General features: G+C 65.2%; 14 protein-coding genes. 7 read left to right on the top strand and 7 right to left on the bottom strand.

What is annotated here, in order from left to right:
• Window positions 1-498: 498 nt before the first annotated feature.
• Window positions 499-1,023 carry a hypothetical protein gene (locus tag AMYNI_RS50730; protein ID WP_020673138.1) on the top strand — a complete coding sequence of 175 codons (525 nt, stop codon included), beginning with the start codon at window positions 499-501 and terminating at the stop codon, window positions 1,021-1,023.
• A 66-nt stretch (window positions 1,024-1,089) separates the two neighbouring features.
• Entirely contained in the window at window positions 1,090-1,935 is an 846-nt protein-coding gene (locus AMYNI_RS0136835; protein ID WP_084628568.1) for a helix-turn-helix domain-containing protein, read from the top strand.
• Window positions 1,936-2,461: 526 nt separating this feature from the next.
• On the opposite strand, the gene AMYNI_RS49425 is transcribed toward AMYNI_RS0136835, so the two are convergent.
• The gene (locus AMYNI_RS49425) at window positions 2,462-2,617 is read right to left on the bottom strand and encodes a MerR family DNA-binding transcriptional regulator (RefSeq protein WP_020673136.1); all 156 of its coding nucleotides are present in this window, start codon (window positions 2,615-2,617) and stop codon (window positions 2,462-2,464) included.
• A 661-nt stretch (window positions 2,618-3,278) separates the two neighbouring features.
• On the opposite strand from AMYNI_RS49425, the gene AMYNI_RS49420 reads away from it, so the two are divergent.
• Window positions 3,279-4,613 (top strand): PIN-like domain-containing protein, encoded by a 1,335-nt coding sequence (locus AMYNI_RS49420; RefSeq protein ID WP_169515800.1) that lies wholly within the window; start codon window positions 3,279-3,281, stop codon window positions 4,611-4,613.
• A gap of 1,895 nt (window positions 4,614-6,508) precedes the next feature.
• Entirely contained in the window at window positions 6,509-8,023 is a 1,515-nt protein-coding gene (locus AMYNI_RS0136810) for a DNA sulfur modification protein DndB (RefSeq protein ID WP_020673132.1), read from the top strand.
• A 746-nt stretch (window positions 8,024-8,769) separates the two neighbouring features.
• On the opposite strand, the gene AMYNI_RS49415 is transcribed toward AMYNI_RS0136810, so the two are convergent.
• Window positions 8,770-8,916, bottom strand: coding sequence for a hypothetical protein (locus AMYNI_RS49415; RefSeq protein ID WP_157357625.1), 147 nt, complete (start codon window positions 8,914-8,916; stop codon window positions 8,770-8,772).
• A 509-nt stretch (window positions 8,917-9,425) separates the two neighbouring features.
• On the opposite strand from AMYNI_RS49415, the gene AMYNI_RS50620 reads away from it, so the two are divergent.
• The 3 genes from AMYNI_RS50620 to AMYNI_RS0136785 all read left to right on the top strand — a co-directional run bounded on the left by AMYNI_RS50620 (window position 9,426) and on the right by AMYNI_RS0136785 (window position 11,236).
• On the top strand, window positions 9,426-9,881 hold the full coding sequence (locus tag AMYNI_RS50620) for an amidohydrolase family protein (RefSeq protein WP_020673129.1): 456 nt from the start codon (window positions 9,426-9,428) through the stop codon (window positions 9,879-9,881).
• Window positions 9,824-10,552, top strand: a complete 729-nt coding sequence (locus AMYNI_RS0136790; protein ID WP_020673128.1) for a DinB family protein — start codon at window positions 9,824-9,826, stop codon at window positions 10,550-10,552. Before AMYNI_RS50620 ends, AMYNI_RS0136790 begins: the two co-directional genes overlap by 58 nt.
• Before the next feature lie 195 nt (window positions 10,553-10,747).
• Window positions 10,748-11,236 (top strand): VOC family protein, encoded by a 489-nt coding sequence (locus AMYNI_RS0136785; protein ID WP_020673127.1) that lies wholly within the window; start codon window positions 10,748-10,750, stop codon window positions 11,234-11,236.
• A gap of 234 nt (window positions 11,237-11,470) precedes the next feature.
• Here AMYNI_RS0136785 and AMYNI_RS0136780 read toward each other — a convergent pair whose 3' ends face one another.
• The 5 genes from AMYNI_RS0136780 to AMYNI_RS46240 all read right to left on the bottom strand — a co-directional run bounded on the left by AMYNI_RS0136780 (window position 11,471) and on the right by AMYNI_RS46240 (window position 18,316).
• Window positions 11,471-12,658: a S8 family peptidase gene (locus AMYNI_RS0136780; protein ID WP_020673126.1), complete on the bottom strand. Its 1,188-nt coding sequence runs from the start codon at window positions 12,656-12,658 to the stop codon at window positions 11,471-11,473.
• 265 nt (window positions 12,659-12,923) lie between these two features.
• Entirely contained in the window at window positions 12,924-13,973 is a 1,050-nt protein-coding gene (locus tag AMYNI_RS0136775) for a hypothetical protein (RefSeq protein WP_157357623.1), read from the bottom strand.
• Between the two features lie 8 nt (window positions 13,974-13,981).
• Window positions 13,982-14,422, bottom strand: coding sequence for a hypothetical protein (locus AMYNI_RS0136770; RefSeq protein ID WP_020673124.1), 441 nt, complete (start codon window positions 14,420-14,422; stop codon window positions 13,982-13,984).
• A 90-nt stretch (window positions 14,423-14,512) separates the two neighbouring features.
• On the bottom strand, window positions 14,513-15,964 hold the full coding sequence (locus AMYNI_RS46245; protein WP_020673123.1) for a serine/threonine-protein kinase: 1,452 nt from the start codon (window positions 15,962-15,964) through the stop codon (window positions 14,513-14,515).
• Between the two features lie 153 nt (window positions 15,965-16,117).
• A complete protein-coding gene (locus AMYNI_RS46240; RefSeq protein WP_084628567.1) occupies window positions 16,118-18,316 on the bottom strand; it encodes an alpha-L-rhamnosidase C-terminal domain-containing protein in 2,199 nt (732 codons plus the stop codon).
• Between the last annotated feature and the right edge of the window lie 26 nt (window positions 18,317-18,342).

The raw sequence follows: 18,342 nt of genomic DNA, 5'->3' as shown, positions 1-18,342 counted from the left end.
GACGTTTCCGCTCTGTGCCTACCGACGCACCCCGGGTTGGATGATTTCAACACCTTCGGCGATCAGAGGAGCGACTGTGACAACCGGCCAGCGCAGCTCACGACTGCCGCGCCCCGTTCGACGGGTCTACGTCCGGTGGTACCGGTGCGTCGTGGATGGGCTTGACCACGCGGTGAGGGACGTGAGTTTCGCTCGTGGTCTGCACGATGGGCAGGGTCGCTATGAGGCGATCTGCGGGCACGTGGTCCTGATCGGTTCCGTCTTGTTGCCGCCGGGCGCGCGGTGCCCGCGCTGTTGCGTCTACCTGCGGGCGCTTGCCTCGTTGCCCACCGTTGAGGCGCGGATGCGCCCCCACCGTCACCGCAGGCCGAGCCGGTTCCGCCGGTTTCTTCAGTCACATAAGCCTCTGGCCGTCCCGCCTCCACGCCTCCCCGTGGCACCCGCCTCCCAGCGGGACGGCCGGACCTCAACACCGATGGTCGCTGGAAGTGGTGCCCAGTGATTGGTCAAGGGTTGTTCATCGCGCGGCCGTTGTCAGGCACGGTCGGTGAGACCCAGCGAGTCGTCCACCTGTTCCCCGTACCGACCGACGAGCCCATTCCCGAGGAGCTGGCCGCGCTCTGCGATGCACGCTTCGGGCGCGGCGACCTCGAAGGGCTCTCGCGAGTCACCGGCGCACCGTGTGAGGTATGCCTGAGCCGCGCCCCGTCGCCAGCCGGCGAACTCCCGACGGCCGCGGACAACGTGGCGGAGCGGCTGACCGCCATCGAGCACTTAGTGGAACGTCTCGCCCAGCAGATCGAAGACGTGAGCGCGAGTATCTCTGTACTAAGACGGCGCCGCCGGTTGACGGATCGCGAACTACTCGATGCGGCCCGCAGGGCGGAAATCCGCCTCCGGCACCTGTACACGGACCTGTTCCATCCCGGCCCCGGACAAGCCGACGAGATGCGCCACCTCGCCGATCGGCTCACGGACCTAGCCCAAGCACTCGTGCTGCGCGCTAGCGAGTGGGACGCATGATCGGCCACGACGCCACCCGCCGCGACCGGCCGAAACAAGTTGATTCGACAGAAATTCTGGGTCTCCATGGATGAAGTGAACCGTATTTCCAACGTGCGGCAGCGTGAACTGGGACGCCTGCTCAAACAACTCCGGCGGGCTGCCGGACTTCATCTCAGCCACATCGGTGAGCTTCTTGGCCAGTCCGAATCGAAGGTGTGCCGGGTGGAATACGGTACCGCCCAAATCTCCGCCGCGGAGGCACTCCTGGTCGCCGGGTACTGCCGGGCCACCGCCCGTCAGATACACGAGGTTCGCAGCTTCTTCACACACCCGGACCTGTGGGTCCGCCGCCACACCGACGGCACGGCGATGGTGAACTCGATGGCCGCGGCGGAACTGGAAGCCCAGTCACTCGTGTGCCACGCGCCCTGGACGGTCCCGGAGTTACTGCAAACCGACACCTACACCAGCACCCTGCTCACCTTCACGGGACACCCCGACGGGGTCAAGGGCCTCAGCCCCTTGCTTGCGGCCAGAAAGAGCAGGAAAAAACGCATGGTCGACTCCTTTCGGGGGACGATGCATTTCTTCATTCATGAGCAGACCCTGACCTCGACGGTGGGGAATCACGACGTGATGCGCGACCAAGTGGCACAGCTACTGAACCCCGACTTCGGACGTCGCCGATGCTTCATCCGCATCGTGGAGAAACGGCACGGCGCGGCTGGGCTGTGGGAGGCCGGCTTCACGCTCCTGGACTACGACAAACACCCGACGGTCGCCCACACCACGGTCCCCAGTGGAGTCGTCTTCGACGAAGACCCCGACAGCCTCGCATCCCTGCAACTGACCGCCAGCATGCTCAAACAGACCGCCCTGTCGGTCGTCGACTCGCACGACTGGCTCACCCGCGCACTCCACACCGTCTAGCCGAGCCGGACCAGCCCCCGCAGCACGGACAAGGCACCTCCGGTGCCGGACGCCCGCCGCGCACACCACGGATCCTGATGAGTACGGCTCCGGTGGTGCCGCGCACGGTGCTCGCGCTGGATCCCAGCCTTCCCGCCGGAGCGATGCAGGGGCCACCGCGACGACACCTCCCTAGACACCGCGCCCGCGATGCCGAAACGTCTTCTGGTGCGCGCAGGCAAGGGCACCTCGACGGTTCCGGTGGTCTCGGTCGCATGGTGCGCGGGCCGCACCAGTGACAGGCGGAGTGGTGCCCGCCGGTATCGCCCGCACCGGGCGCAGTCACCGGGGTGTGACACCTCGTCTGACATGTCTCGAACATGGGCCGCAGAAGGCCGCTCAAGCCTGCTTGTGATAGGTCTCGACCACACCCGTCACAGCTGTCACAAACGACGTTTCCCCAGGTCAACGACTCTTGTGCCCGTCACAGCCAGTGTGACGGCTGTAACGGTCCGCAGAACTGGATGTGACGGCTATCTGACCAGCCTCAACCTGACTTCGCCCGGTAGAACCGATACCCACTCGCCCCATCTACCTGAGCCGGCTCCAGCACCCCGGCCTCCGCATACAGCCGCAACGCCTTCACCATCAGCCCGGTCACCCGAGCGAACCGACCGATCGAGATCAGCGGATCCTCTGCCATGCCCACCACTCTCGGCTCTCCCCTAAGGGCCGAGTCAACTACACGCGCCCAGGTGCCGCGTAGGTCAACACCAGAGGCCCAGCTTGTGCCGTCAACCGGTCGCGCCTCTGAGGAAGGACCACGCCATCCGCGCAGATTTGCGGTGACACCTGGGCAGACTCAGACCTCAAACCCGATCGTTACAATGTTGTGCAAATTGATTGACTACTACAACCGCGACGCGACCGCTGAGGCCAGCTCATCCTTGGACAAGGTCCTTCCAGCAGTCGCAATACCCACGAACGGAGTAGTCGAACTCCATAGCGTGACGGCCGACATGCAAGTAAGTTCGGATCATGGTGACACAGGGCAGCGGCTGGGACTCCTACGAGTGGGAGGATCACTCTCGAACGCTGCTACGTCTCCGCTACGGCGTCGACTTTGTTGCAGTTCCCGACAAGACTGGTGGCGATGGAGGGCTTGATGGCTTCGTGCGCCGTAAGGCCATAGCATGGCAGTTCTATGCACCTGAAAATGAACCCCTCGTACCCAGTAGCCTTCAGGCCCTCGGGTTATCGATCTGTGCTCCGCGACATTGATGAGGTTGCCCGAATCGATGGCGGTGTGGTCGACAACTGCTAGTCTGTCAAGAGACTCTGGCAAGCCTAAGGGGTGGGATGCTGTGAAGCGCGGCATACGCGATGTCGCTGCCGCAACAAGTAGGGTGGCGTCAGGCGAACCGCGCGGCATCTACGACGGGTTCGAAGGATTCCGAACGCCGACGGATGAGGACTACCATTCTCTGCTCACTCAAGGGATGGTCGTGCTCGACACAAATGTCCTGTTGAACCTGTATCGTTACAACGCGCAGACTCGAACCGATCTTGTTGCGGTTCTCACCAAGTTGGGTGATTGTTTGTGGGTTCCTCAGCAGGTCGTGGTCGAGTTTTGGCGTGGCCGGGAATCCGCCTTGCGAGATTTGCAGGAGACCGGCGACAACACTATTGAAGCACTAATCGAGCATCTCCAGCAGTCCAACAATGTTTTGCGCTCTTGGGGTAACCGGGTCGCCCTGGCGGCGGAGCGTCGCGACGAGTTGCAGCGCCACCTCGATCTAGCGTTCAGTGTCGTCACTGAAGCAATTAAGAGATTCATCGTCGAAGGGGCTCTAGAGCAAGCCCTGGACACAAACACCGACCCCATTCTTCAGGCTCTGGAACCAGTGCTCAATGGTCGGGTGGGTAGTCCGATGAGTGCTGAAACCCGCGCGGAGGCAATCAAAGAGGCCTTACGTCGGATCCAAGCGGACGAACCTCCTGGATTCAAAGACAAGAACAAGGTAGACGAGTTGGCTGCTGGCGACTACCTAGTCTGGAAACAGGTCCTGGATGAAGCAGGCCAACGCAATCGTGATGTCCTACTTGTCACTGGCGATGTCAAGGACGATTGGTGGCGCAGGGATCGCGGTCAGACGAGAGGACCCCGTCCCGAACTTGCGGAGGAACTACGCCGACATGCAGGTGTCCGGTTGTTCATGCTACGGCCTGAGAGCTTACTCATGCGCGCCCGCGACGTACTTCGCGTTGATATTCAAGAGGAGTCCGTTCACGACGCTGAGCGCGTTGACCGGGCGCGTTCAAGTAGTCTATCGACACCAGTTGATCCTTCAGAGGTCCTGACCCAATCTTCCGAGCCGCTGCCTTATACATACGAGAATGTTAGTGGAGCACCTCGATCCTCTGGTGTTCACCTCGTATTCGAGGGAGATATAATCATCTACGTAGGATCGACGGGAAATCTGCGGACACGTCTACGGCAGCATCTCGCTGGCCCCCGAGGTTCATCGGTGCTGCACGACCGGGTCGGTCGACTGCTGGACACACCTGAAAATGTCGCTCAAGCTACAGACATCGCCGATTGGCTCGGAAATTGTAGTGTACGTTGGTACGAAACGGACGATCCTGCAAGTGTGAAGGGAGTACTGCTCGTAGCCAAAAACCCTCGCTTTAATCGCTGAGCAACTCTGGTCTCCCTGGTGGCCGTCGCGGTGTCCAGTTAGACAACAGGTGAGCCCCAGCGGTGTCGTGCTGCGTCTCGCTGTCGTCCCCGTTCATCGCGCAGATTCGCGTTGGTCGTGCTGACATGACCAAGCTTGGAGTGTGCAGCCAGGCGGTGGGCACAATGCTGTGCTCCGAACTGGTCTCGGCTTTTCATTGCCGTTGCCAAACTGCCGTGTACCTTCGGCGGTTGTGAGGGTGCATTGTACGCTCAGCGCGGACTGGCTCGGAGGTCGGCATATTAAGGCTGTGGGGGCCGTGCCAGTGGCTTGTAGAATCAGGGAATGCCGCATTTTGCATTCGACACGCCCGAACCCACGTCGGCGTCATGCTCACATCGGGCGGGGTAGTCGGCAAACAGCCGCCGCGCAGGTCGTTCACGGGTAGACGGCTGCAGTTCATGCACGTTGGTGGCATTCCCGTGTGTACGCTGAGCGGCGTCGGCGAGCTTGGTCGCGCAGGTCGGTGACGACCTCGGCCGCGAGGAACACGACTATCGACGGCACCGAGTGCGGAACCGCCCCAGTCGGCGGTCCGGCCGCGCCAGACTGTATGTGAACTGGCACAGTAGCGAGGTTGACGACCGCGACCATGCAGTGGCCGATGAGGAGTTCTCCCGAGGCTGGCGGGACGCGGTTGGCCGGGACGAAGGACTGTGCGGGCACGTCGTGCCGCCGACTTCGATGCTCGTCGCGCCCGGGCGGCCCTGCGTCCGCTGCGGCGCGTTCCTGGCAGCTCGTACCACACTGCCGGCCGTCGAACGGCGCCTTGGCCCGACGCAGCGCCGCAGGCCGTCACGCTGACGTCGCCTTTTCCCCGCACGGTCCCGTAGGTCAGCGCGCTTGGATCGGCTCAGTCGCGTAGCGCCCGCACGTCTCGCGCTCGCGGGTCCCAGACTCCGGCGGGGGCGGGCAGCGCCCCGACCACGCCCGTCCTCGCCGGACGCCACGACCTGCGGAGCGAGCAATGGTGACCAGGCTGATCATCGCGTGCCCGTTGCCGGCTGCCCGGTACGGTGGGGGACATGCCGCGTCGTCCACGTGTTCCCACTGGCGGCCGACGTCACCATGCCGGAGCGCTTGACCGCGTACTGCGACGTCACGTTTAGCCCGGGTGAGCTTGAACTGTTGGAGCGCCCGGTTGGGATGCCGTGCTTGATCTGCCTCCAGCGCTCGCCGCGCCCGACCAGCGAACTGCCGATGCCCCAGATCATTTGCTCGACTGGGGCATGAACTATGCAGAACCTGACGACCACAACGCCATCTTCAGAGCCACAGAGACGGTAACGGTGCGAACTGGATGAGCACTGCGAGCCGCACTGTCGGAGCACGCCTTGGGAAGAGTCTCCGAGTTGGCCGACGCCCGGACAGCTTCACGCGTCGTTGATGCGCCCTTCATCTCGACTTGATCTGGTGGCCTTGTCGTAGGTGACGTCGAAGATCAGGCCGGTGTCGATCCGGCGTGATGATCTTCAATGCGCTGCCGCGTGCCTCAATCTCGGAGATGGACTTGCAGGACGCGGAGAGTGCCGATAAGGTCTCGGCGATCTAAGCTTGTCGTCGAGAGTGGGGAACAATGGAAGACGGCGACCCCCTACGGGCGCGAGCCGGGTCTGCGACTGCTACGCCTTGGAACTCCGGCAGCATCGTCAGGGCGAGTTGCTCGTCGTGCGGAAGCGCAGTTATGCAGGTAAAGCGGCCCGCGCGGACACGCGCACGATCGAGCGTGGCAACGTCACTCGTCAGTGGGGCTTCAAGATCTGCGTCGGCATGCATCACGATTCCCCAATTCTCGCTCCCGACTCGACATCCACGGGCACCGGCACGCCTGACTTCAATCAATAGGAGAACTAGTCGTGAGCACCCCGTTTATCGCCCAACAAAGGCTGATCAGCACCGCCGACATCCCTGAGGATCAGACCTATGGAGGCCTACGAATCGTCCGCGTCAGTTCGAACGAGGAGGCGCGCGACAACTTCGAAAACCGCTGTTACCGTTTCCAGCACGAGACCGAAAAACGGCACGTCATGCGTGGCATGCTGTGCCTGAAGGGTGCAGAGGGGGGCTACCGCATCTGCGTCTCGCTCCACCCCAGTCTACTCCAGTTCACTGACATCGTGAAATATAATCCGTCCGACCCTCCGCGCGCGGTTGACTACGAAGCCATCGGCATGAGGGCAGCTCACGAGAAGACGCAGAGCGACTTCCGGGGTGCCAAGGCAACCAACCGCGGCGACTTCCGGCGCTATATCCTTGAGGCCGTTCGCGGCGAACGCGTCGCGTACCTGCCGACCATTACCGGGTGGCAGTCCGTCGAGGAGTTCGAGGAGGACCCGCAGCCTATTTTTGTCGCCTTCGATGAGGCGAACCCGGCTGCTCTCTACGGCGACATCTACTTGCCCAAGCGGCCGGTCATGCAGGCCGACGGACAAACCCAGACGGCTGCTCTATTTGAGGCTGCCCAAAGTGGGATCGCGCGCAAGAAGGGCGCTCTCGACACCTTCTTTGTGACCCTCGAGATCGAACTCAAAGTCGGTGTCGATGCGGCGGCTCAGAGTTTCGCAGACCGCAACGGTCGCGGTACAAAGAAGAACGCCAACCTGGTGGCGACCTACGATAGTTCGTCCGCTCTCTCCAAGCTGCGAAATGGGGCGATCAAGGGGACCATTTTCAATGGTCGCGTCGCAGATGGCCGCAGCACGGGCGCGACGCTCACCGCAGTTCAGAATATTGTCGATGCGTCTACGCTCGACCAGATGCTACTCAATGTGATCTCGCACGGCAACCGTAAGCGCGAGCACCTCAAGCATCATCACGTCCCGTTCGTCCTGCCGTACTGCCGCGAGTTCCTCCAGATGCTGGAGGAAATGTTCGGCGACGTCTGGCGCGATACTAAGCAGCCCGACACCTACCGGCGGTTATACGTCCACGGCTGGGCTTTCGCTCTCAAGGCCCTTGCGCTCGCCTACAACCAGGCACGGCGCCACAAACTCGGCCCGATCATGGACGTGATGGTGCAGGAGCAGACAACCGATCACGACACGATCGAGGACCTCGAGAAGAAGTTCGCTGACGCCGTGGCCGAACTGACGCCGCCATCTCCAAAGATCCCCTTCGAAGAGCTCAAACGGCGTCTCGCCGAGATCGATTGGCGGCGCGACCGCAAGCACTGGATCCAAATCACTGGCTTCCTGCAGGAGAAGAACGGCATGAAGAAAACGGTGAAGCTCAAGACCACTGGTGAGGTCGTTGTCGTTGCGGCCGCGTCCAACACGCCAGCCCACATCAGCCAGGTCGAGAACAAGATCCTTTCGGAAACCTGGAAAGATCTCACCAAACACGAACCCGAACCACTCACCGAGAACCTCTAACGCTCGCGTACCAACTCGTGATCAGGCCGACCAATGCAAGCCGATGCCGAAAACCATGCCGTCCTCGTGTCGTCGCGGCCCCGACCGGACCTCCTTAACCGTCTCCGCCATGGTGGCGTGACTGTCATCGTCCCAAAAGACGATCGCTGGATCCGGCTGGAGACACACCACCCCGATCAGCCTAACGAGCCGTGAGCCTGGCCAAGGAGACACACGATGACCGAGAACCCGCCAGCGGCGGTCCCACCGGCATCTGACGAGCAAGAACCCAGCGACACCGGTATTCGACCTCCACCAGCGCCCCCCGCAACGTCCGTACTCGAGCTTCTCGATCATCTAGTTTCTGACGCTAGCAAGACTACCAACGCCCAAAAACTCCTGAAATCGAGTGCAGCCGCGATCAGTTTGATTATCCTGAGCCTGGGGCTGATTGTCACGAGCTGCTTCACTGCGGCGGTCGCCGTATCTAGCTATTTCAGGCTAGGCCTGGTCGCCAGCGGAGGGATAGTCCTCGCGGCCACAGGCGGAGTCGGGCTTGCCGGTTGGGGCCTTCGAAAGGCATGGAAGCGACGAGCACGACGATAGCCGCCTCATGCCGCTCAGCCTAAGCACAATCCATCGGACCTGGTGCTCGTCCTACTCGACAGATCTCAGACCGTCGACACCTCCCTACAGTCCAACGACGCATCCCCCGTTGGCCATCCGGAGGCGTGTGGTTAGTGTGCAAGTCGCCCCTCGGACACACACTATTCACCCGCGGATAGGCCGTCACATCGACGGCCTCTTTCATGGTCATAGCGCAGGTCGAGCCGCAGCTCGCCGTAGAGGTTGGCCAGCTTCTCCGAGTTCGCGCCGGACAGCGCCGCGCCGACGTCGCCGAGCGAGTCGATCATGGCGTACACCTCCGCCTCACCCAGCGTGTTCGGTGCCGGCGCGTTGTCCAGTTCGGCTTGCGCGTTCGCGCGTTCGGCCTGTGCTTGGTTGATCGCTTTGACCAGGCTGTCAGGTCGATACCCGCCGCGATGGCAACCTGAAACCGTCGGAGCCGTGCCTCCGAGTCGGCGAGCCGCTCGCGCGCCCGGCAGTGCTCACTCTGTTGACCGGTGCCGCCCTGAGATCCGACCAACTCGCGAATGGTCCGGTCCACGTTGTCACGGTCGAACAGGGTGCCGAGCCACCCGTTCACCGCGTCCCGCAGTGGATCCTCACGGAGGTAGATCGTGGGCGGATGCGTTGCCAGCGCGGGAGAACCTGGCGTGAGCGTGTCCGGCCCGCTCCGACTTCCGTGCTGTTCGCAGGCCATCTGAGGCCTTGGTCTTGCGCTTGAGCTGGGCTTGCACGAAGTCCTCCACCGGTACGACCGCCGGATGCGCCGGCTTACCCGAGCGCACCACACGATCCGGTGCCGCACGCCAGAATCGAACGACGTGCCCGGCCGTACGAGCCGCTCTGGACGGAACTGGACTCGCGGGACGCCGTGGTTTTCGCGCACCCGACCGAACCACCGATCCCGCAACTGGCCGGCCTGCCGAGCCCGCTGCTGGGCTTCCCGTTCGACACCATGGCCGGGCTACGCCGCTTCTACTTCGACACCGCCTGTCCGCCAGCCCCCACGGCCCTGCCTTCCCTGCTCGCCTTCGCCGAACCCGGCCACATCCTCTACAGCAGCGACTTCCCCTTCGCCCCAGCGGAATGGCGCGCCGACTTCGACCACTGCCTCACCACCTACGACGGCCCCGACGGCGTACTCCACGCGGCAAAGTCGCGCATTGCGGGTGCGATGCCGCCTAGTCTGTCCGCATGCGACGCTTCGACGACGAGGACCTCACCGGCGCGGAGTTCCGCGAGTGCGACCTGAGCAGAGCCCGACTGGTCGGCGTGGTCATGCAGGACGTTGAGATCGACGGCCTGGTCACCAATCTCGTGGTCAACGGGGTCGAGGTCATGTCGTACGTCGAGTCGGAGCTCGACCGCCGCCACCCGGTGCGGTTGCTGATCCGCTCCGATGAACCGGCCGACCTGCGACAGGCCTGGCGGCAACTGCGGGAAGACTGGGCGGCGACCACCGAGCGCGTCCGGTCCATGCCCGAGAACAGCGAGCATCACGGCGTCGACGGCGAGTGGTCGATGGTCGAAACCCTCCGTCACCTTGTCTTCGTGCACGACTCCTGGTTCCGGCGCTGCGTGCTCGGGCTCACCGAGCCGTTCACGGCCATGGGACTGGGTCCACCGTTCGTCATGGACCAGGAGAACGAGCTCGACCCGTCCGCCCAACCGAGCCTCGACGAGGTGCTCACCGTGCGCAACCGGCAGGCTTCGAGGATCGAGACGTGGCTGGCCGAGGTCACGCCTGATCAGCTCGCGCAGACCGCGCCGGTGCCCGACGACGACAGATGGCCCCCGTACGCCAAGGGGCGGGCAGTGCGGCAATGCCTCGGTACCGTGCTCAACGAGGAATGGGCTCACCACGGGTTCTGCAAACGCGACCTGGACAAAATGTCGCGTCAGGAGTCCGCATCGGGCTCATGAGCTGAGTCATCGCCTGAGCCACTAGATGGCGGCCACTTCGCCGCGTTCGAGCAGCCGCACCTGTTCGTCGACGAGCTGCACACCTTCTTCCGCCTCGTGCGCTGACCCCTTGCCCCTGAGCCCCGTATATAGGTAGCCTCCAATATTAGAATATCGGTAATGCACTATATAGAGATATGACGCTGGAGGGATCTCATGGCTGTGACACCACCCACCACCGGGGTCAACGAACTGATGCTGGAGGTACGCGACCTCGGCGAGGCCGAGAGCTTCTACACCGGCGTGCTCGGCTTCGAGGTGCTCGACCGCTGGAGCATCGGCGGTACACCGTGGGTGGTGTGGGTGCTGGCCGGCGGTACCAGGATCGGCCTGGCCCTGCCCGGCCTCGGCATCGCCCGAGCCAGGCCCGGTGTACACGTGCACTACGCGATGTACGTCGAAGAATCCGACTACGACGAGCTGGTCCGCGGGCTGCGCGCACGCGGCGGCACCGTCGACGAGGTCCTCTTCGAGGCGGACGACGGCCGCCGCGCCCGGTCGGCCTACCTCAGCGATCCCAACGATCACGTCGTGGAGTTCTGGACGTGGCGCGCCGGCGAAGTCGCGCCGTTCGTGCCCCACGCGGTCACCGAGGACGTCTACGGCCTGGCCCGGAACGTCTCCATGGAATCGTCGACCGGGTAAGCTCGCCCCGCCCTCGCGGCCTTCTTGATGGCCTTCTCCACCTCCCTGCCAGGCCGCGTGGTTTCGACGGTGCTTGCTGACCTCGTTGCTCGTGAATCTGGGCGTCACTTGTGGGCTTGGGCCACACCGCGAGCGCCGTGGCCGCGCACCGCGGAGGCCGGACCCAGCCCGGGCGCATGACAACGGCTGGGCGCCGCACACCACCTGGTGCGCCGCGCCCAGCCGAGAACGGGGTTACCCGACCACGTTGAGCAGCTTGTTCGTCGAGCCGGAGCCCGGGTTCTTCACGACGTTGTCCGAGGCGCCGTTCTTCAGCGCGGTGTCGACCTGGGCCGGCGTGGCGCTCGGGTTGGCCGACAGGTAGACCGCCGCGGCGCCCGCGACGTGCGGTGTCGCCATCGAGGTACCGGACATCGTCGCGGTCCCGCCGCCGTTCTTGGTGGACAGGATGCTCACGCCGGGTGCGAAGATGTCGGTGCACCGGCCGTAGTTGGAGAAGCTGGCACGGCCGTCATTGCTGTCCGTGGCGTTCACGGTGATCGCCTCGGGCGCGCGGGCCGGGCTGGTGTTGCACGCGTCCGTGTTGGAATTTCCGGACGCCACCGTGGTGGTGATCCCGGCCTGGACCGCGCGCCTGACCGCCGAGTCCACGCTCGTGTTCGCGCCGCCACCCAGGCTCATGGACAGCACCGCCGGCTTCGCGGCGTTCTTGGTGACCCAGTCGATGCCGGCGACGACCTGCGAGTTCTGGCCCGACCCCGAGCAGTTCAGCACCCGGACACCGACGATGTTGACCTTCTTGGCCACGCCGTAGGTGCTGCTGCCCACGGTCCCGGCGACGTGCGTGCCGTGGCCGTGGCAGTCGGAGGAGTTGGAGTCGTTGTCGATGAAGTCGTACCCGCTCTTCACGCGGTCACCGAAGTCGGGATGCGTCAGCATGGTGCCGGTGTCCACCACGTAGACCGTGACACCCGCGCCCTCGTTGGGATAGGTGTACTTCTTGTCCAGCGGGAGCGCCTTCTGGTCGATCCTGTCCAGACCCCAGGTCGGGTTGGTCTGGGTACCGGTCAGGTGCGCGGCACCGTCCTGCTCGACGTACGCGACGCGCGGGTCGGCCGCGAGCCGCTTGGCCTGCTGCTCGTTCATCGACACGGCGAAGCCCTGCAGGGCGGCGGTGTAGGTCTGCGTGATCTGGCCGCCGTACCGGGCGACCAGATCACCGGCCCCGGCGGACGAGCCCTTGAGTCCCACGATGTAGCTGCCGGCCACCGCCTCCTGCGCACCCGCGGTGATGATCTGGCCCTCGGCCGGAGCGGGCTGGGCGTTCGCGACCGCGCCGCCGACCGCAAGCCCCATTCCCAGTGCGCTGATGAGCAGGCCCTTGCACAGACTTCGGGCACGACCCGGTTCCGCGTTCTGCATCGGTACTCCCGTTCGCTGAAAGTAGGGTTCTAGCCGCAGGCGGTCCGCCTGCTGCCCGCTTCGAGCGTCAGCGGGAAGGTATAGGGAAAACAATCCGAAAGGGGTACGTAATTAATTGACGACCCACGCCCGGCATTCAGCTCAGCGCGCTCGCCCATCTGCCAAGGTATGGGTTCAGGACATGTTTGATCTCGCGGAATCGACGGCCAGGCCGCCGCGAGGCCGCGGGCCTGGCGGCGGAGATCGGACTCCCCCGGCCGACGAATCAATCGTATGACCTGGCGACCGATTTGTGGTGAAAGCCAGGCCCGTCGACTCCGTCGGCCATGCTCGGCCGCCGGACGGCGAAGTTGTTGTATCCCTGATGGCCAGCGATCTCTGTGATGATCGTGGTCGCCGCAGCGGTGATCGACTCGCCGGCCTCGAAGAAGTCTCGTCGCAGCTCGACCGCTCGCCTAGGGATGTAATCGAGAACAGCCTTGGGCGCCAGGCTTCCCTGGCCGGCTACGACTTCCGGCTCGATCAACTCGCCGATTGTGGACGGAAGGGTACTTACAGCCTGAAACAAGCCCGCACCCACCTTCGTGGGACTCGACAGGACCTGCCCGACAACGGAGGTGATCGCGCCGATGCGCTTCCAGACCTTGTGCGCGGGGCTGTCCCCGGGCTTGGCGACTGTCGCCGCCAGGAGGGCCTTCAACGTCGCTGCTTCTTCGTCGAGCCAGGCTAGGACGTTGTTCTGGATTCGGTCGATGGCCATGTTGGTGGCACCCAGGAGTTTCGCAAGTTCGTGGACTGCTTTGCCGTGGTTCTGCCGGACCCCGTAGAGCGGCTGGTAGAAGTTGCCGAAGAACTCGTCCGCCGCGTCGCCGTCCCAGGCGTCGTCGTGGGTTTTCAGGTCCGCGAAGTCCTCCGGTGGATAGCGGGATATCTCCCATGCCTCGGTGAGCAGACGATGGGCCTCCGCGACGTGCGTGGATTCCAGCAGCATGACCGATTCCAAGGTGTCCCTGACTTCCTGGGCCACGGCTGTCACCTTGCCGTCCGCTTCGGCACCGACGACGGAAAGGGCTTTTATGAATTCGTCGCGTGCGTTGGTTCCGTCCAACCGGCCCGTCATGAATCCCGGAGCTTTGACGAGATAATGGCAGCCACTGCGGCTTTGCGGCGCATAGTCCTTGACTGGGAAATCCATCATGAACTGTGGACTCTTGATCAAATCCACCGCCCCGTCCATCATCAGGGCGTCGTGGAGGAGTTCGGAAACCCAGTTCAGCGAATCGATGAACGCCTCGTGGTTGTTTGTGGCGAACATGTCCGTCCTCACCGGGCCTCGGGCGGGGCGTGCCACTGGCGTCCCGGTGCGGGACCGCGGTCGAGCAGGACCCGGTGGGCGGGGTCGGCCATCAGCTTCGTGAACTCGCTCTGCGCGTCGTCGTCGGACCGGGCGTACGCTTCGGCGGCTTTCACGAGTGCTTCGCCGGCGTCGTGAACGCTGAGCGCGGTGGTGCGCATTCCGTTCTGCAGCTCCTCCTGCACCTGTTTCAGATAGGTGAAAGTCAGCAGGCTCGGGCAGGTATCGCGCAAAGCCGCCAAGGCCCGGCCCGCCTGGTGGACCAACTCGGTGCTGTCGGCGTACTTGATGGCGAAGTCCGGCAGGTGCACACGCCCCGCGCGGTACAGCCTGTGCAGGTCAGCACCGAACTGCTTCCCGTCGCCGACCGGCCCTTTTCCGGTTGCCGACCTGGATTCCGGTGGTGTCACGTTCGCGCACTCCTTTAAAACCTTCACGGACTGTCAACTGCCGCGACGCTACACAGCATCTCTGGCAGATCGCTTTCACCAGGCTGACAGTCAGGCGCCACTGGTCAATGCGGTGTTCGCGAGGGGAATCAGGAGTTGGCGTGCTTTCTCGATGTCGGTTTCGTTGCCCATGTCGAGGCGGTCGCTGACGAACTTCATACTGACCACGGCGGTGGCGTCGTGGGTGAGCAGTTCCATGGTCAGTTCACCGGAGCGGCCGCTGTGCTTCCACAGGGAGGCGACGCCGACGGTAATACCGGATGCCTGGTAATAGCCCTTGCCGGAGGCTCTGCGCTGGAACTCCTCGGGTGGGTCGTCGGCGGCGTCCCGGGAGACGTACAGGTGGTTCACATTGGGATCGCCGATCCACTCGCAACTGACGGTGGACCCGTATTGCGTGCTGGCTTCGAGATACGGGTAGGCCACCGACACGGTACGCAGCGCGTCCGGCGTGAACGTGCGGCACCAGTTGGGCAGCTGATCGTAGGAGGCCGCGGGAAGCTCGCCCGGTGAACCGAGCTGGATGGCGGTGATGACACCGGCGGTCAGGACCACCACCGCGAGCAAGGCCGAGAGAACCCAACTTCTGTTACGCGACCGGCGTTTCGGGATCGGGGTCCCGGCAACCAGCGCGCGTGCCTGCGTGCGGTGCTGGTCGGCGGCCGCCGCGACCGAAGGCGGCAGCCAGCCGTGTGCGGTGGTTGCTCCAGCCACCGCGTCCAGGATCTGCCACGGTGCCGGCCGGCGGGACGGCGCCTTGTCTAGGCAAGCCCCGAGAAGCTCACGCAGCGGTATGGGGACGGCGTCGAGCCGGGGCGTGGCGTGCACGACGTTGTACAGGATCTGCGGTGTGGAGTTCCCGTCGAACGGGCTGCGGCCGCCGGCGGCCATGACCAGCATCGCTCCCAACGAGAACACGTCGCTGGCCGGCGTGAGGTCGGTGCCCAGTGCCTGTTCGGGTGACATGAAGCCCGGTGAGCCGCTGATCGACCCCGTCGAGGTCAGCTCGTGGTTGCCCTCGATCGCGCGGGCGATGCCGAAGTCGATGACACGGGGCCCGTCCTCGGCGAGCAGCACGTTGGACGGCTTGAGGTCGCGATGGATCAGGCCGGCCCGGTGGATGTCGACGAGTGCGGAGGCCAGCCCGGCGGTGAGCACGCGCAGGGTGTGTACCGGCAGCGGCCCCACCAGGTCGACCGCCTGCCGTAGCGACGGGCCCGGCACGTACACCGAGGCCAGCCAGGGCGAGGCGGTTTCGACGTCCGCGTCCATCACGGCGGCGGTGTAGGCGCCCGACACGGCCCGGGACACCTCGACCTCGCGGCGAAACCGTGCACGGAATCCCGGATCACGCGCCAGATGCGGGTGAACCAGCTTGACCGCCGCCAGCCGGCCGTCCGGAGCGACACCGAGCCACACCCGCCCCATGCCGCCTTCACCCAGCGAACCGACCAGCCGGTAGCGGCCGACGGCCACGGGATCGCCCGCCGTGAGCCCTTCCACCCATCCCCCTTCGACGCCGACGGGCCGCCGCGGTCACCCACTCACCTAACTGCCGTTGCAGTACTCATTCGGCAAAATTGCTCCTTCCATGATCCTGAAGTCAGATACGGGCGAACGCTAACAGCGTCCGCTTACAGAGCGCTTTCGCGATCATCAGGATGACCAGGCCAGTGTGGTGGCGCCCGACAGGCCGGTGAACACGACGTGGTCGCCCTCCCGCGTGGCGGCGAATCGGCCGGCCGGTTGTCCGGCGCGCCAGACGATGTGGCCGTTGAGCGCGATGTCCCGGTCCCGACCGAGCAGGGGTAGGGCGATCGTGCCCGTGGTGCCGTGGGGCGCCACCGCGGTCAGCCGGAAGGAGGTGTCGTGCTCCCCTCGTTGCCACCGGACCGACAGCGTGCCGTGCGGGGTGGGCACATCGCCTTGTGCGAAGCGCAGGTCGACGGGGTGGGGAGCTACCCGCCACGTGCGGTAGCCGTCGGCGATCGGCTCGGCGCCGAGCACGTGCGCCGACAGCGCGGGAACGGCCGTGCTCCAGGCGTGTGCGAGGCCGGTCGAGCCGCCGGAGGTGCCGGCGCCCCCGGCGGTGCCGTCGAGCTGGATCTGTTCCCAGGGTGTGCCGGGGCCGGTGCGGAGCATGTGTCCCCACGCGGTGCGGATCAGCCGTAGTGCGCCGGTTCCGTCGCCGTAGCGGAACCGGCCGAGGGCCTCGTTCGCCAGCAGGTAAGGCGAGATGAACTGCGTCATGTGGATGGTGTCCTGTGGATTGGTGTCGGCCGGGTGCTCGCTGGTCTTGGTGCCGTACGGGGTGGCGAGCGCGGTGCCGAGGAACCGCATCGCCTCGCGCGCCTGGTTCTGGTCGAACATGCCGAGCAGCAGCGGGCCGATGTTGGCGTCGGCGGTGTGGTCGCGGCGGGGATCCTGGGTGTTGAGCACCATCGCGCCGGCGCCGGGGTCCCACAGCCGTGCGAGCAGTGCGTCGCGGACCCGGCCGGCTCGGTCGTCGAGTCCTCGTGCGGCCGTGTCGTCATCGGCCACCGAACGTTCGAGCCCGGCCAGCGCCCGCAGTGCGCCGTAGTAGGCGGCGTTGGTGTAGGCGTCGATGCCGGTCGCGGTGTTCGGCGGGTGCCAGTTGATCGCCCACCGGTTGTCGTAGTGGTCGGTGACGAACAGGTCGCCGCCGGCGGTGCGGCTCGCGAGGAACTGGACCGCCCGCCGCGCCACCGGCAGCATCGCACGCACGAACTCGGGGTCGCCGGCGTAGCGGTGGTAGTCGGCGAGGCCGATCACCCACCATGCGGTGAAGCTGTCCAGCCGCGCCAGCGTGGTGATCGGTGGCGGTTCCCACCCCGGCGGTGACCCGTCGGGCGGGCCCGGGTCGGCCCGGCCGCAGGGCACGTCGATACGGCTGGACACCGGCAGCGAGCCGTCCGGGTGTTGCTGGCAGGCGAACAGGGCGAGCGTGTTCCGCACCGGCTCCCGGTGGCCGCCGCTCTGGTAGTACCCGCTCAGCGCGACCACCTGCAAGTCCCCCACGTACGGGATCCGGTCTCGCTTCGGCCCGTCCAGAATGATCCACCCGGCGTCCGAATTGCGCCTGGAGTCCTTGGCCACCGACAGGTTCACGCCGTAGGCGCTGGCGAACCATGCCTCGTCGAGTACCCGGTCGCTCGACCGGAAGTACCCCTCGTAGCTCGCCGGGCGCTGTGCCTGGCGCACCCTGAGGTAGTCGATCGTGGCCGTTCCCGGACTGTCGAGGGAGACCGCGACGTAGCGCTGCGCGCCCCGCAAACCCGGGCTGCGCAGCGTGGCCGGCTCGCCCCGCGGAGCGAATACGTCCGCCCTGGCGTCCGGGTCGTCGTCACTGCCCGGTGTCTGGCCCTGGTGGAAGAAGTCGGCCGGGTCGGCAGACCCGTCCCCAGTGCGCGGATCGAGGTACTCCTTGCCCTCCGCGTACGCCAGCCGGATCGGAGCATCGGTGCCGCCGTCCACGCCGAGTTCGAGGTACCCGCTCGTGAGCACCCCGAGGTCCACCAGGAGCACCGGCTCGTCCTCGCCCTCGCGACGCAACGTGGTCGCCCCGCCGTCGGGACGCAGCAACCCCTCGGCCTCGCGCACCCCCGCCGAGCCGGACACCACCGTCACCGACCTCGGGTACACGTGCGGCCCGTCGACGTCCAGCACCCGGTCACGCCAACTCGTGTCGGCCGCGACGGCTTCCCGGGACAGCTCGACCGCCGCCTCGCCCCCACCGGGTTCGGACTCGCAGGCACCGACGACCGAAACGAACACGACAACGACCGCGAACACCCGGCCGCGGCGGGCACGCGGCAAAGCCGATAGTCCCCCCATGGTCACCTTGCCTCCACGGAAAAGAC

Source organism: Amycolatopsis nigrescens CSC17Ta-90 (genome assembly GCF_000384315.1).
Lineage (GTDB): Bacteria > Actinomycetota > Actinomycetes > Mycobacteriales > Pseudonocardiaceae > Amycolatopsis > Amycolatopsis nigrescens.
Note: the sequence above shows the minus strand (reverse complement) of the source record. Positions and strands in the feature narration are given on the sequence as shown.

Bases quoted from the DNA above. Each gene is read 5' to 3' on its own strand.
- AMYNI_RS0136780 (WP_020673126.1), bottom strand. From the start codon at position 12,658: ATGCAGAACGCGGAACCGGGTCGTGCCCGAAGTCTGTGCAAGGGCCTG.
- AMYNI_RS49415 (WP_157357625.1), bottom strand. From the start codon at position 8,916: ATGATCGACTCGCTCGGCGACGTCGGCGCGGCGCTGTCCGGCGCGAAC.
- AMYNI_RS46240 (WP_084628567.1), bottom strand. From the start codon at position 18,316: ATGGGGGGACTATCGGCTTTGCCGCGTGCCCGCCGCGGCCGGGTGTTC.
- AMYNI_RS49425 (WP_020673136.1), bottom strand. From the start codon at position 2,617: ATGGCAGAGGATCCGCTGATCTCGATCGGTCGGTTCGCTCGGGTGACC.
- AMYNI_RS0136835 (WP_084628568.1), top strand. From the start codon at position 1,090: ATGGATGAAGTGAACCGTATTTCCAACGTGCGGCAGCGTGAACTGGGA.
- AMYNI_RS0136790 (WP_020673128.1), top strand. From the start codon at position 9,824: ATGCGACGCTTCGACGACGAGGACCTCACCGGCGCGGAGTTCCGCGAG.
- AMYNI_RS0136775 (WP_157357623.1), bottom strand. From the start codon at position 13,973: ATGTTCGCCACAAACAACCACGAGGCGTTCATCGATTCGCTGAACTGG.
- AMYNI_RS0136785 (WP_020673127.1), top strand. From the start codon at position 10,748: ATGGCTGTGACACCACCCACCACCGGGGTCAACGAACTGATGCTGGAG.